The sequence below is a fragment of the Pantoea brenneri genome, assembly GCF_038594305.1.
Classification (GTDB): domain Bacteria; phylum Pseudomonadota; class Gammaproteobacteria; order Enterobacterales; family Enterobacteriaceae; genus Pantoea; species Pantoea brenneri.
The window spans coordinates 386,565-401,024 of the sequence record NZ_JBCGBG010000002.1; the positions used below are offsets into that span (position 1 = coordinate 386,565).

Below are 14,460 nucleotides of genomic sequence, written 5' to 3' on the forward strand. Positions count from 1 at the left end.
AGCGAAGCGCGCCCTACCGCTGTTTTTGATTTCTGTAATACCGATCACACATTGGTGCTAACAGGCTGGAGCGGCGTCGGTGTTCCGCGTAGCGTAGGCCACCTGTGCGATACGTTATCCAGAATATACCTGCCCGTTTAGTCAGGACTCTGCAGGCGTTAGCGAAAAAATTTCAGCGAATGACAGCTTAAAATGTCATACCTTCACATGAGGCCAGAAATGAAAATCAAAATCAGCGTTACGCTACTCCTGTCAGCATTGATGCTTAATCAATCCGCCTGGGCCGCTCAGCAACTTACGATCTGGGAAGATATTAAGAAATCGGACGGAATCAAAACCGCGATCGCCGATTTTCAAAAGCAGTACGACGTAGAGGTAAAGGTGCAGGAGATGCCGTTTGCTCAGCAGATTGAGAAGCTGCGTCTGGACGGTCCGGCGGGCATCGGCCCGGACGTGCTGGTCATTCCCAACGATCAGCTAGGCAGCGCCGTCGTACAGGGGCTGCTGGCCCCGCTGAAAATTGATGCGGCTGAGCAGAGCGCCTACACCCCATCGGCGATGGCTGCCTTTACCCAGAACAAGGTGGTTTATGGCGTGCCGAAAGCGGTTGAGACGCTGGTGCTGATTTACAACAAAGATCTGCTGCCGTCACCGCTGAAAACGCTGGATGAATATCGTGCCTTCTCGCAAAAGCAGCGTGCGGCGAAGCAGTATGGCCTGCTGGCGAAGTTTGACCAGATTTACTACAGCTGGGGCGTAATGGCACCGATGGGCGCCTATATCTTTGGCAAGAATAGCGATGGGACACTCAATACCCAGGATGTCGGGCTGAACACCACCGGCAGCGTTGAAGCGGTGACTTACCTGACGCGTTTCTTCAGCGAAGGGCTGCTGCCGGGCGGGATCATGGGCGACAACGGGCTGAATGCCATCGACTCGCTGTTTACCGAGAAAAAAGCGGCAGCGGTGATCAACGGTCCGTGGGCGTTTCAGCCGTATCAGGCTGCGGGTATTAACTATGGCGTAGCCCCGTTGCCGCTGCTGCCCAACGGCAAGCCGATGAGCTCGTTTCTTGGCGTGAAGGGGTATGTAGTTTCAACCTGGAGCAAAGATCAGGCGCTGGCGCAGAAATTCATCTCCTTTATCAACCAGCCGCAGTACGTGAAAGAGCGTTTTCAGAAAACCCAGGAAATCCCACCGGTCACGGCGCTGATGAACGATCCGATCATTAAAGATGATGAGAAAGCCAACGCGGTAGCGGTGCAGGCAACGCGCGCCTCGGCCATGCCAGGCGTGCCGGAGATGCAGGAAGTGTGGGGGCCGGCAAATGCCGCGCTGGAGCTGAGCGTTTCCGGCAAGCAGCCACCGAAAGCCGCGCTGGATAATGCTGTGAAGCAGATCATCATGCAGATCGAAGCGATGCAGGCCAGCAACCAGTAATGGTGCGCCGGGCGATAACCCCTACAGGAAAAGGATCAGGGTGTGGCTATTTCTACCGATGAAAATCTGGTCAGCGCTACGCATCCGCGTCGTCATGCGACCACCGGTGCGCTGTTAGCGCTGCTGCCTGGCTTCGGCCAGTTTTACCACCGCCAGTGGGCAAAAGGGCTCTGTTTTCTGATTTTGCTCGGCTGTTTTATCGGCGTGTTCCACGATTTCCTGCGTGAAGGGATGTGGGGTCTTTACACGCTGGGCGAAGCGGTGCCGCGCGATAACTCCATCTTTCTGCTGGCGGAGGGGATCATCAGCCTGCTGATTGCCGCCTTCGGCATTGCGGTCTGGGGACTGTCGGTGCGTGATGCCTGGCTGAACGGCGTGAAGCGTGACAATGGCCAGTCGCTCAGCAGTGTGCGTCAGCAATATCAGCTGCTGCTGCGCGACGGCTTCCCCTACCTGATGATTTCACCGGGCTTTATTCTGCTGGTATTCGTGGTGGTGTTTCCGATTCTGTTTGGCTTCGCGATTGCCTTCACCAATTACAACCTCTATCACACGCCACCGGCGAAGCTGGTGGACTGGGTGGGGTTCAAAAACTTTATCAACATTTTTACCCTGTCGATCTGGCGATCGACCTTCTTTGACGTGCTGCAATGGACGGTAGTGTGGACGCTGCTGGCCACCACGCTGCAGTGCACCGTGGGGGTGATGCTGGCGATTCTGGTCAATCAGAAAGACCTGCGCTTTAAGCCGCTGATCCGCACCCTCTTTATCCTGCCGTGGGCGGTGCCGGGCTTTGTCACCATTCTGGTTTTTGCCGGCATGTTCAACGACAGCTTTGGCGTGATCAACAACGCCATTCTCGACTTCTTTGGCATTGCACCCAAAGCGTGGATGACCGATCCGTTCTGGAGCAAAACCGCGCTGATCATGATGCAGACCTGGCTGGGCTTCCCGTTTGTTTTCGCGATGACCACCGGTGTGTTGCAGGCGATTCCCGACGATCTCTATGAGGCGGCGATCATGGACGGTGCCAGTGCCTGGACGCGGCTGAAAACCATCACGCTGCCGCTGGTGCTGTACGCGATTGCGCCGATCATCATCACGCAATACACCTTCAACTTTAATAATTTCAACATCATCTACCTGTTTAACAACGGCGGTCCGGCCGTCGCGGGTTCGAATGCCGGCGGGACCGATATTCTGGTGTCGTGGATTTATAAGCTCACGATGTCATCGTCGCAGTACGCCATTGCCGCCACCATCACCCTATTGCTGTCGATTTTCGTGGTGGGTCTGGCGCTGTGGCAGTTCCGCGCGACCCGGTCGTTTAAACAAGATGAGATGGCGTAAGGGAGCAGTTATGGCGAAGTCCGGCAGTATTAAACGCGAACGGTGGATACGCCTGTCGCTGACCTGGCTGGTGGTATTAACCGTCTCGACCATCATCATTTATCCGCTGATCTGGACGGTGGGCGCGTCACTGAATGCGGGCAACAGCCTGCTCAGCAGCGCAATTATTCCGGAGAATGCGTCGCTGCAGCACTACCGCGACCTGTTTAATGGCACGGTGCCTTACCTGACGTGGTACTGGAACTCGATGAAGATCAGTTTCCTGACCATGGTGCTGACGCTGCTCAGCGTCAGCTGCACCGCCTACGCCTTCTCGCGTTTTCGGTTCAAGGGGCGGCAGAACGGGCTGATGCTGTTTCTGTTGTTACAGATGATCCCGCAGTTTTCGGCGCTGATCGCGATTTTCGTGCTGTCGCAGCTGCTGGGGTTGATCAACAGCCATCTGGCGCTGGTGCTGATCTACGTGGGTGGCATGATTCCGATGAACACCTATCTGATGAAGGGCTATCTCGACTCGATACCGAAAGATCTGGATGAGTCGGCGCGCATGGACGGCGCGGGCAACTTCCGCATCTTTGTCGAGATCATCATGCCGTTGTCGAAGCCGATTCTGGCGGTAGTGGCGCTGTTCTCCTTCACCGGTCCGCTGGGTGATTTCATCCTCTCCAGCACCATTTTGCGGACTCCCGATCAGTTCACTTTGCCGATCGGCCTCTATAACCTGGTGTCGCAGAAAATGGGCGCCAGCTACACCACTTATGCGGCCGGCGCAGTGCTGATCGCGGTGCCGGTAGCGGTGTTCTATCTGGCACTGCAGAAATACTTCGTTTCTGGCCTGGCCTCAGGCAGTACTAAAGGATAAATCATGACGCCAAAAAGCTTATTTCTCGCCCTGGCACTGGCCTGGGCGACACCGCTGCTCGCCGCTAATACGCCGGTGATCGCTTCGGCCGGTCCGTGGCCCGCTGATTTTATCAAGGGCGCGGACATCTCTTCGCTGGCGGAACTGGAGCGGCAGGGCGCGAAATTCTACAACGCCGCCAACCAGCAGCAGGATGCCATCGCCATTCTGAAAGCCAGTGGCATCAACACCATTCGTCTGCGGCTGTGGGTCGACCCGACCGACGGCAGCGGTCACAGCTACGGCGGCGGCGGTAACGACCTGGCGACCACGCTGGCGCTGGCGAAGCGGGTTAAGGCCGCCGGCCTGAAGCTGCTGCTCGACGTTCATTACAGCGATTTCTGGACCGATCCCGGCAAGCAGTTCAAGCCAAAAGCCTGGCAGTCGCTGACCTTTCCTCAGCTGGAAACGCAGGTTCATGACTACACCCGCGACACCCTTGCCCGCTTTAAGGCTGAGGGCGTGATGCCGGATATCGTGCAGATTGGCAACGAACTCAACGGCGGGATGCTGTGGCCGGAGGGCAAAAGCTGGGGCCAGAACGGCGGCGAGTTTGATCGTCTGGCCGGTCTGCTGAAAGCCGCGATCGGCGGGCTGCGTGAAAACCTCAGCGATCCGCATCAGGTGAAGATCATGCTGCACCTGGCTGAAGGCACTAAAAACGACATGTTTCGCTGGTGGTTCGACGAAATCGTTAAGCGTCAGGTGCCGTTCGATGTGATCGGCCTGTCGATGTACACCTACTGGAACGGCCCGATCGGCGCGCTGAAAGCCAACATGGACGATATCTCCCGGCGCTATGACAAAGACGTGATGGTGGTGGAAGCGGCCTACGGCTACACGCTGGAAAACTGCGACAGCGCGGAGAACAGCTTCCAGGCCAAAGAGCAGCAGGCCGGCGGCTATCCCGCCACGGTGGCGGGCCAGGCAGCCTATCTGCATGACCTGATAAAAGCGGTGCTGGCGGTGCCTGACCATCGCGGCAAGGGCGTGGTGTATTGGGAACCAGCGTGGATCCCGGCACCCGGCAACACCTGGGCGACGCCAGCCGGCATGAAATATATCCACGACGAATGGAAACAGGGTAACGCCCGTGAAAATCAGGCGCTGTTTGACTGTCACGGCAAGGCGCTGCCTTCGCTACAGGTTTTTCATTAATCAACCATTAGCGCTAACGCTGATGTCTCTGACACCTCTGAGGAACAGGTATGAATAAATTTCCCCCGCTCAGCGCCAGGGTGACCTCGCTGCTGCATGGCGCTGACTACAATCCGGAACAGTGGCAACACCAGCCGGGCATTATTGATGACGATGTGGCAATGATGAAGCAGGCGCACTGTAACGTCATGTCAGTCGGGATTTTTAGCTGGGCGAAGCTGGAGCCGGAAGAGGGGCAGTATGATTTTGCCTGGCTGGATGAGGTGATCGATAAGCTCTGGCAGCAGGGCATTTCGGTGTTTCTCGCCACGCCGAGCGGCGCCCGTCCGGCGTGGATGTCGCAGGCTTATCCGCAGGTGTTGCGCGTCGGCCGCGATCGGGTGCCGGCTCTGCATGGCGGTCGGCATAATCACTGCATGACCTCGCCGGTTTATCGCCAGAAAGTGCAGGCGATGAACAGCCAGCTGGCGACACGTTACGCCCATCATCCGGCGGTAATTGGCTGGCATATCTCTAATGAGTATGGCGGCGAGTGCCACTGCGATCGCTGTCAGCAGGCCTTTCGCGGCTGGCTGCAGCGCCGCTACGAAACGCTGGAGAAGCTGAATCACGCCTGGTGGAGCGACTTCTGGAGCCATACCTACAGCGACTGGTCGCAGATTGTCTCACCGGCTCCGCAGGGTGAAATGTCGATTCACGGTCTGAACCTCGACTGGCGGCGCTTTATGACCGATCAGGTTAACGACTTCTGCCGCGAAGAGATCAAGCCGCTGAAGCAGGCCAATCCCGATCTGCCGGCCACCACCAACTTCATGGAGTATTTCTACGATTACGACTACTGGAAGCTGGCACCTACGCTCGACTTTATCTCCTGGGACAGCTATCCGATGTGGCACAACCAGAAGGATGAAACCGCGCTGGCCTGCTACACCGCGATGTACCACGATCTGATGCGAACTCTGAAGCAGGGCAAACCCTTTGTTCTGATGGAGTCGACGCCGAGCGCCACCAACTGGCAGCCAACCAGCAAGCTCAAAAAGCCGGGGATGCATATTCTCTCTTCCCTGCAGGCGGTCGCGCATGGCGCAGATGCCGTGCAGTATTTTCAGTGGCGGAAAAGTCGCGGCTCGGTGGAGAAATTTCATGGCGCGGTCGTCGATCACGTCGGCCACCTTGATACCCGCACCGGCCGCGAAGTCAGCGAGTTAGGGCGGATGCTGGCGGCGATGACGCCGGTGCTGGGTAGCCGGGTTGAGGCCCGGGTAGCGATTATTTTCGACTGGGAAAGTCGCTGGGCGATGGATAACGCTCAGGGTCCCCGCAACCTCGGCCTGCACTATGAACGCACCGTTAACGAACACTATCGCGCTTTCTGGGAACAGGGCGTGGCGGTGGACGTGATCAACGGCGACAGTGATCTCAGCGGCTATGACCTGGTGATTGCGCCGATGCTCTACATGGTCCGTGATGGCTTTGCAGCGCGCGTGCAGCAACATCTGGAGCGGGGCGGCCACTTTGTTGCCAGCTACTGGAGCGGCATCGTTAATGAAAGCGATCTCTGTTACCTCGGCGGATTTCCCGGCCCGCTGCGGCCGCTGCTTGGCATCTGGGCAGAAGAGATCGATAGCCTGACCGACGACGAGTTCAACGGCGTGCGCGGCGTCAACGGTAACGAGCTGGGCCTGCGTGGGCCGTATCAGGCGCGGGAACTGTGCGAGCATATCCATCCGGAGGGGGCAACGGTGGTCGCCAGTTATGAGAGCGACTTCTACGCGGGAACCCCGGCGGTCACCGTCAACCCGGTAGGCAAGGGTAAAGCCTGGTACATCGCTTCGCGTAATGATCTGCCGTTTCACCGTGATTTCTACGGCGCGTTGATCAGGCAGCTGGCGTTACCGCGTGCGCTGCCGATTGATATGCCGCCGGGCGTCACGGCGCAAAGCCGTACCGATGGTGAACAGGCGTTTATCTTCCTGCAGAACTACACCGGACAGGCGCAGCAACTGCAACTGCCAGCCGGGATCAGCGATCTGATGGATGGCGTCTCGCTGAGTGGCACATTGACGCTGGCGCCCTGGGGCTGTCGCGTATTGTCTGCGCCGTTGGATCAGGGAGCGGTTTAAAGCGGGCGGCCAGTGTGTAAGGCATCCGCCGGGCTGAAACGGCTATGACGTTACCGGCTTAAGGGGCATATGCCTTCCGCAAAGATGCAAAGATGCAAAGATGCAAAGATGCAAAAGACGGCATCCCTGCCCGCTCATCACAGGCCATCCCTGGCCCGTGATGCTGTTCTTCCACGCTTTTGGCTTCAGGCGTTGTCGGTTGGATGGCTGAGCTGGACTGTTGGTAGGGCGCTGGTTTAGCAGAGGTTGTCTGTCTAAAAGGAGCAGGATGAGTGCCGCTTCGGCACAGGTTGCCGGGCAGGTATTCGATTCTTTTACCTTTATCAGTGTTGAGTGGCGGGCAGCAGCCCGCCTTTTTCTTATCTGAAGGAGACCCAAATGGTGAGTCTGAAATCGTTTAAGCACTACGTCAGCCGGCAGGAACCGCCTGTCGGTGAGGCACCGGTTAACGGTGAACTGCTGGATCAGCTGATGCGCTGCTTTGGCGGGCGAGACAATATTCAGCAGGTGGACGCCTGCTTAACCCGGCTGCGGGTGACGGTGAAATCGCTGGCGGCGGTGGATACGGCTGGCTTGCAACAGGCGGGGGCAATTGGCGTGGTGATTCTGGGGCACGAGGTGCACGCGATCTTCGGTACCCGGTCCGATCGTCTGCGTCAGCTACTGGAGTCGCGCTTCTTTCAGGCGGAATAAAAAAATGGATAACCGTCACCGGTTATCCAAATAAGCCCCTGCATAAAGAGCCTGAAAATAAAGATCACAACGAGGAGATAGTGCGTTTACCACCAGGCTTCGACTTGTACGCCGAAGTTCCAGGTGTCATTACTGGTGTTATCCTGGAAGCTGTGTCCGTTTTCCGAATCATTCAGATAAGAGGCGAACAGGCGCAGTTCCGGGCGTGACATAAATTCCGGACCGGCGGCCAGACCCAGCGCCAGGGTATATTTCTGTCCAGCCTGCTTGTAGTCGCCACCGACTTTGTTCTCATCTTTCTGCCAGAAACTGCCAACTTCGCCGATGCCGCGAACATACTCGGTAAACTGATACTGACCGCGTCCTACCAGCGACAGCAGGGTACTTTTGCTGGTCTGGGCGGTCACATCATCTGCGGAACCCCAGGTGAAGACCTGATTAAGCGAGAACCTGTTGGTAATCGGCAGCAGACCGGTGTTGATCACGCGGTAGCCTTTGGCGTTGCTGGTATCGTTCCACATGTCATACCAGCCGCCACCCTGTGAAATCATGTTCTGCGCCAGGCCTTTATCAGCATACTGCAGCACCAGTTTCTGATAGCCACCCCAGATGTCCTGGCTGATCTCGCCGGTCAGCATCACGCCGTTGTCCGCGTCATACAGGCCGCCATACTCTTCCTGCTTTTTGGTGGTATTTGGCATGGCGTAATCGATGCCGAACTCGGTCCAGGCTCCGCTCCAGGGTTTCCAGCCCGCATAGCGCAAATCAAGATAGTTGATGTTCACATCGTTATCGCCATCGACGCGGTAATCCACATCGTTAGCATCGCCCCGGATCCACGCGAACGAGATGGCACCCGGACCGAGCGTATAGTTTTCAATACCGGCCCCGGAGCCGGAAATATTCCAGTATTTGGTATCGATGATGTGCAGATCGTGGCGCTGGTAGTAGCGTTTACCGCCCCAGATCACCGCATTTTTATCGCCTGGCACCAGTCCTTTGATCTGCAGATTAAGCTGACGCAGGCCAAACTGCGCATCGTCGCCAAAGGTGGTTTCGTTATCGTTAGAGCCGTCGGAGAACATGCTGACCATGGTGTCAACGTAGAAACTGACATCATCCTTTTTGTAGACTTCGCTGCCCAGTTCGATCTCGCCGTAGGTATCTGCCTCGTTGCCCAGTCGGCCGATTTTATTCTTCTGATACTCTTCAATACCGCCATCCTGTGACACACCCACGCCGCCACGCAGATAGCCGTGGAAATCGATGTTGTCGATCGCAGCGTACAGCGTTGGAGAAGTCAGGGCCGCAGCGAGCGCCACAGCAGCAGTACGTAACCTTGTTTCCATGTTATCCTCATTTTGTATTTGTAATACGTTCACATGACAGCGGCAGTAAACGCTTTTTGTCAGAGGAGTGACAAATTAAATCGCGGTAATGTGTGATGCATTGCAAATAAATGACATAGTTATGTAACGAATGGTGAATCAGATCACCAAATTGCGGGATGTGAAGGTATTACTTTTTGTTTTTACTCATGCAATGTGACTGGGGTAACCTGGCGGGGTGGTGAGCTGTGATAACATTTCGCCATTGGTCATCAGGGATGCGAATTATGAAATCAAAAAATGCCACCTTAGAAGATGTCGCCCGCCATGCAGGCGTTTCTTATCAGACGGTTTCGCGGGTTTTAAACAAATCGGCAAACGTCTCAGAATCAACGCGACGCAAGGTGGAACAGGCAATTGAAACCCTGCGCTATGTGCCAAACAGGCTGGCGCAGCAGCTGGTGGGCAAACAGAGTACCACGCTGGGTCTGGTGACCACCTCGCTGGCGCTGCATGCCCCGTCGCAGGTGGCCGCCGCGGTAAAACGCTATGCAAACGCTGCGGATTATCAGGTGCTGATCGCGATGATTGATGAGAACGTCAATCAAAGCCTGCAGGATTGTATCAATGAGCTGAAGTCTCAGCGGGTTGATAAGGTGATCATCAACGTCCCGCTGGAGAGCAGCGATGCAGAGCACATCGCGCAGGAGAACGACGATATTCTCTGTCTTTTCCTCGATGTTGATCCTTACAGCGCCGTGTTTAACGTTTCGTTTAATCCGGCTGACGGCACCCGCGCCAGCGTCAAATATCTTTATGAGCAGGGGCATCGGGAATTCGCCCTGCTGGCCGGTCCTGAGCAGTCGGTTTCGGCCAACCTGCGGTTAAAAAGCTGGCTGGACACGCTCGAAAGCTATCGCCTGAAGCCGGTCAGCATCAGCCACGGCAACTGGGATGCGCAGAGTGGTTACAACGGGGTTTTACAACTGCTGCGCGAAGCGCCCGATTTCAGCGCGCTGCTGGTGGGTAACGATCAGATGGCGTTAGGCGTGCTAAGCGCACTGCATCAGCGCGGCGTTTCGGTACCGGGCCAGATCTCAGTGATTGGCTACGACGACACCTATGAAAGCGCGTTTTTCCATCCGGCGCTGACCACGGTTTCGCTGGATCTCGATCTGCAGGGCAAAGAGGCGGTAGCGCGTATCCTGTTAGCCAGCGAGCACGATGAGCAGCGTTCTTCCTCTATCCTGCCCGCCAGGCTGGTGGTACGCAGCTCGACCGGTGCCGCCGGACAGCAGCAGCGCGATTTGAAGCAGATCGCCGAGCAGCTGAGGCTGATTGCCAGTCGGCTTGAATAGCGCTGGCCCAGCAGATGGCGTCCTTCTGCATTGCCTGTCCGCAGGAGAGGCGGCAGAACAACGTTCGCAGCATGGAACGCCAGTGAGAGCGGCATCCGGTTTGATTAATAACGGACACGCGCCTGCCGGCTAAAATGCCCGCTTCTGACAGAAGTGGGCAATAGTATTGATTTTTGACCAGCAGGTCATCGCTCTGTCTGGTGCAGAATAACAGTCAGCGGCAGCCTGTTTCATTGCCGGGTCATGTTAGCTTCCACCGATCAGATGCTGACAACGTTTGCCGGCATCCCAGTTGGGGTGCGGAATTTGTTTAAATTCACTCAACACCTTTCGCGGATCCCGATATAAAGTGGCAACGGGCACTCCATCTGATAACCGAGGCAAACATGGCGCTTTCGCACGAGTTAATCCTGATTTACACCACTTACTTTGTCGCAACGGCCAGCCCTGGGCCGAGTAATATGGCGATTATGGGGACAGCGATGAAAAAAGGTCGCGGCGCTGCCCTGGCACTGGCAGGTGGGGTGATTGGCGGTTCCATGCTGTGGGCGCTGCTGGCGGCCTGCGGCGTGCTGACCGTGCTGGCGACCTTCGCCCAACTGCTGATCGTGTTGAAAATTGGCGGGGGGTTATATCTGCTGTGGCTTGCCTTCAAAGCGGGTAAATCCGCGCTACGCCGACCGGACGAGGCACAATTCGCGCCAGGCGATGAGAAGGTCGCCTATGGCAAGCTGTTCCGCCAGGGCATTCTGATGCACATCGGTAATCCAAAAGCCATTCTCACCTGGGTCGCTATTATGTCCGTCGCGCTCAAGCCGGGCGCGACGGCCGCTGCGTTGCCCGCCATCCTCTGCGGTTGTGCCGCTATTTGCGTGATAGTGTTCTGTGGCTATGCCTTGCTGTTCTCCACTGCGGTGATGAGTGCTTTTTATCGGCGTATCCGGCGCGGGCTCGATGCGCTGTTAGCCTGCTGCTTCGGCATTGCAGGGCTGAAGCTGGTATTGAGCCGCAGCTGACGGCGCTGGAGCGTGGCTTTTGCAGGATGCCATTTCGCTTTGATCCCGGATACACAATGTTGGCGTTGAGTGAGAAGCGGGACTTCTTTAAGGCACGACAGCCTGCGCCGCAACGATACCTTCCCGGCCTGGCCTGCACTGAATAATAAAAAAGCCGCCATTGCTGGCGGCCCCGAATGTATTCACGAGCGCTGAGCGTCGTCGGCAACGCTGCCGGTGGCGCTTTTTTTATCCGTTGGCGGTAGCAGTTTTCATCGCCGGGCGCTGAGGCAGCAGCCAGAGAAACGCAATAATAATCAGCGCCAGAGCCAGCGAGGCACTATAGCGACTCAGCGCCAGACCGCCGGATGCCACCGGCTTATCCAGCAAGTCGCCCACTACCGCGCCGAGCGGGCGGGTCAGGATAAAGGCCGCCCAGAACAGCCCAGTCCGCGAAAGCGAAGTAAAGCGACTGGCGGCCCAGATAATGGCCAGTGCGCCAACAAACAGCAGGATCCCGCCGTCGTAGCCCAGACCTTCGCTGTCTGCGGTCCAGTCACCTAACGCGGTGCCCAGCGTTTGAGAAAACATGATGGTAATCCAGTAGAAGCACTCTGAGATATCGTTGTTGACGGAACTCACGGCGATGGTGCCGCAGGTAATGCGCCAGATAAACAGAGAGAGAACCAGCAGCGTGCTCAGCAGCAGCGTGCCGCCCAGATAACCTATACCCAGCGAGCGATCGGCAAAGTCCGCCAGCGTGGTGCCGACCGTGGTGGTGGCCACGACGGTAAACCAGTAGATCCATTTGTTAAAGCTGTGACGTTTAATCTGCACCACAACCGCAATTAAAAAGATGATGGCGAAAATCAGAGTACCGGTGAGATAACCCAGATTCATCGACATGGTGACCGCATCGCCGCCGGTTTCACCCAGCGTTGTCGCTGCGATCTTGGTCAACCAGAAAGCCGCGGTGACGGCAGGAACTTTGCTCAGAGATAAAGAGTGTGTCGTGTTATTTTGCATCGGTTCAGGCTCCGGAAAAGCCCAAAATGGGCTAATACAGTGCGCAGATTATCGGATTAATCTTAAGAAAAGGTTAAGCTGAAGGAATGTATCAGCGAAATTTTTCTGGTGCGGGAATCGAATTATTTTGTGGTTAGAAACGCATGAATTTTGAGGTGATGGTCGCCGTGGGCGGGGAGTGGCGGGCGTGGCCGATCGGCGAAAACGACACTGCTCATCCTGTCATTTCGCAATATCGTCGCTGACGAGTAACGCATTTTTCATTAATATCTTTTATATTCAACAGTCGTCGAACAACAGGTATCTCTATGATCACCGTCGAAAAAGCTGACCCGTCAGCACCAGACTCGCTCGATTTGATTGAAAAGTTGTCAGCAGAGCTGGCTGCGATCACCGGCGATAGCGGTAAACGCCATTTCACACCAGAATCTCTACAAGGAGAGCGGTCATTATGGGTTGTGGCAAAAAACAAACAGGGCATTGCTGTTGGATGCGGAGCTATCCGCCCACTCGCGAATGATATAGCTGAACTTAAGAGAATGTTTTCAGATCGAAGTTCTGCTGGCATTGGCAATGCGTTACTTACTTTTATGGAAAGCTCGGCGAAGAGTATGGGTTATCAAGCCCTGTGGCTTGAAACCCGGCGGGTCAACCAGCGGGCGGTTGAGTTTTATAGTAAAAATGGCTACTCAGTCATTGAGAATTACGGGCCTTATATTGGCCGGGACGAGGCGGTGTGTTTCGCAAAAACGTTATAAGGCTGAGAGAGCGTCGACTTAACCCGCGTAGCGCGGCTGGCTGCCTTAAATAACGCCTCCCGGCGTGACGCATACAGGCTAAGCGATCCGTTACGCTGCAACCTCCATATCACCCCGATCGGGACTAAAAGCACAGATTACACATTTACAAATTTAAATGTGTAAATATAATGTCGCCACTTTCGACACTAAAGGATTGTTTGTTATGCCGTCTTTATTCGCTCCCCTGACGCTGGGTGATCTCCAGCTTCGTAACCGTATTGCTCTGCCACCGCTGACGCGTTGCCGTAGTGAACAGCCGGGTAATATTCCCGGTGAGATGATGGTGGAATACTATCGCCAGCGCGCTGGTGCAGGTTTTATGATCACCGAAGGGACACAGATTGAACCTCGTGGTCAGGGATACGCCTGGACGCCAGGTATCCACAGCGAAGCACAGGTCGAAGGCTGGAAAAAAGTGACTGAGGCAGTGCACCAGCAGGGCGGCACCATTTTCTGTCAGCTCTGGCACGTCGGCCGGGTATCGCATAATGAACTGCAGCCAGGCAAGCAGGCTCCGGTTGCACCTTCAGCCGTTGCAGCCAACAACGTCCGGGTCTTTATCGAAACCGGACCCGGAGCCGGCATGTTAACCTCTCCCAGTACCCCTCGCGAACTGACGACTTCAGAAGTCAAAGAGGTGGTGGCGCTGTATCGGCGCGCCGCAGAAAACGCTAAAGAAGCGGGTTTCGATGGCGTCGAGTTGCATTCGGCCAACGGGTATCTGATTAACCAGTTTATCTCCGAACACACTAACTTCCGCACAGATGAATATGGCGGTTCACTGGAAAATCGTCTGCGTTTCCTGAGTGAAGTGACCGAAGCGGTCAGTTCGGTATTTGGCAGCCAGCGGGTCGGCGTCCGTTTTGCACCGCTTTTTTCGAGCACGGATGAAGAGCGCGTCTATCTTGGTCTGGTTGAAAGCGATCCGCACGCCACTTACATTCGCGCCGCGCAGCTGCTGGACCAACTCGGAATTGGCTATCTCTCCATAGCCGAAGCAGACTGGGATAACAGTCCGGAGATGCCGGAAAGCTTCCGCATCGCGCTACGTGAAACCTTCCGCTCACCAATTATGTATTCTGGTCGTTATACCCGGGAAAAAGCGCAGCTGATGCTGGAAAAAGGCTGGGGAGATCTGTTTGGTTTTGGCCGAACCTTTATCGCCAATCCTGATTTGCCGGCGCGTTTTAAATCGGGCCATCCGCTGAACAGTGTCGATCCTGCCTCCCTGTATGGCGGCAGTGAGAAAGGATATACTGACTATCCGGTTTATCCATCCTGATGTTTT

At 55.9% G+C, this 14,460-nt stretch carries 12 protein-coding genes; 10 read left to right on the forward strand and 2 right to left on the reverse strand.

Going from position 1 to position 14,460, the window contains the following annotated elements:
* Positions 1 to 219: 219 nt before the first annotated feature.
* The 6 genes from AABB92_RS12570 to AABB92_RS12595 all read left to right on the forward strand — a co-directional run bounded on the left by AABB92_RS12570 (position 220) and on the right by AABB92_RS12595 (position 7,665).
* Positions 220 to 1,440, forward strand: a complete 1,221-nt coding sequence (locus AABB92_RS12570) for an extracellular solute-binding protein (protein WP_031376366.1) — start codon at positions 220 to 222, stop codon at positions 1,438 to 1,440.
* Between the two features lie 42 nt (positions 1,441 to 1,482).
* Positions 1,483 to 2,790: a carbohydrate ABC transporter permease gene (locus tag AABB92_RS12575; protein WP_031376367.1), complete on the forward strand. Its 1,308-nt coding sequence runs from the start codon at positions 1,483 to 1,485 to the stop codon at positions 2,788 to 2,790.
* Positions 2,791 to 2,800: 10 nt separating this feature from the next.
* The gene (locus tag AABB92_RS12580; protein ID WP_031376368.1) at positions 2,801 to 3,652 is read left to right on the forward strand and encodes a sugar ABC transporter permease; all 852 of its coding nucleotides are present in this window, start codon (positions 2,801 to 2,803) and stop codon (positions 3,650 to 3,652) included.
* A gap of 3 nt (positions 3,653 to 3,655) precedes the next feature.
* Positions 3,656 to 4,849 carry a glycoside hydrolase family 53 protein gene (locus AABB92_RS12585; RefSeq protein WP_031376369.1) on the forward strand — a complete coding sequence of 398 codons (1,194 nt, stop codon included), beginning with the start codon at positions 3,656 to 3,658 and terminating at the stop codon, positions 4,847 to 4,849.
* A gap of 50 nt (positions 4,850 to 4,899) precedes the next feature.
* On the forward strand, positions 4,900 to 6,972 hold the full coding sequence (locus tag AABB92_RS12590; protein ID WP_046289476.1) for a beta-galactosidase: 2,073 nt from the start codon (positions 4,900 to 4,902) through the stop codon (positions 6,970 to 6,972).
* A gap of 378 nt (positions 6,973 to 7,350) precedes the next feature.
* Positions 7,351 to 7,665 carry a PTS sugar transporter subunit IIB gene (locus AABB92_RS12595; RefSeq protein ID WP_031376370.1) on the forward strand — a complete coding sequence of 105 codons (315 nt, stop codon included), beginning with the start codon at positions 7,351 to 7,353 and terminating at the stop codon, positions 7,663 to 7,665.
* Positions 7,666 to 7,751: 86 nt separating this feature from the next.
* On the opposite strand, the gene AABB92_RS12600 is transcribed toward AABB92_RS12595, so the two are convergent.
* The gene (locus AABB92_RS12600; RefSeq protein ID WP_031376371.1) at positions 7,752 to 9,014 is read right to left on the reverse strand and encodes a maltoporin; all 1,263 of its coding nucleotides are present in this window, start codon (positions 9,012 to 9,014) and stop codon (positions 7,752 to 7,754) included.
* A 266-nt stretch (positions 9,015 to 9,280) separates the two neighbouring features.
* Between AABB92_RS12600 and AABB92_RS12605 the strand changes: the two genes are divergently transcribed.
* Positions 9,281 to 10,351 carry a LacI family DNA-binding transcriptional regulator gene (locus AABB92_RS12605; protein WP_031376372.1) on the forward strand — a complete coding sequence of 357 codons (1,071 nt, stop codon included), beginning with the start codon at positions 9,281 to 9,283 and terminating at the stop codon, positions 10,349 to 10,351.
* 386 nt (positions 10,352 to 10,737) lie between these two features.
* Positions 10,738 to 11,367 carry a LysE family translocator gene (locus AABB92_RS12610; protein ID WP_031376373.1) on the forward strand — a complete coding sequence of 210 codons (630 nt, stop codon included), beginning with the start codon at positions 10,738 to 10,740 and terminating at the stop codon, positions 11,365 to 11,367.
* 228 nt (positions 11,368 to 11,595) lie between these two features.
* On the opposite strand, the gene AABB92_RS12615 is transcribed toward AABB92_RS12610, so the two are convergent.
* Positions 11,596 to 12,372, reverse strand: a complete 777-nt coding sequence (locus AABB92_RS12615) for a COG4705 family protein (RefSeq protein WP_031376374.1) — start codon at positions 12,370 to 12,372, stop codon at positions 11,596 to 11,598.
* Positions 12,373 to 12,680: 308 nt separating this feature from the next.
* On the opposite strand from AABB92_RS12615, the gene AABB92_RS12620 reads away from it, so the two are divergent.
* On the forward strand, positions 12,681 to 13,130 hold the full coding sequence (locus tag AABB92_RS12620; RefSeq protein ID WP_046289475.1) for a GNAT family N-acetyltransferase: 450 nt from the start codon (positions 12,681 to 12,683) through the stop codon (positions 13,128 to 13,130).
* 205 nt (positions 13,131 to 13,335) lie between these two features.
* Positions 13,336 to 14,454 (forward strand): alkene reductase, encoded by a 1,119-nt coding sequence (locus tag AABB92_RS12625; protein ID WP_031376375.1) that lies wholly within the window; start codon positions 13,336 to 13,338, stop codon positions 14,452 to 14,454.
* Positions 14,455 to 14,460 lie beyond the last annotated feature (6 nt).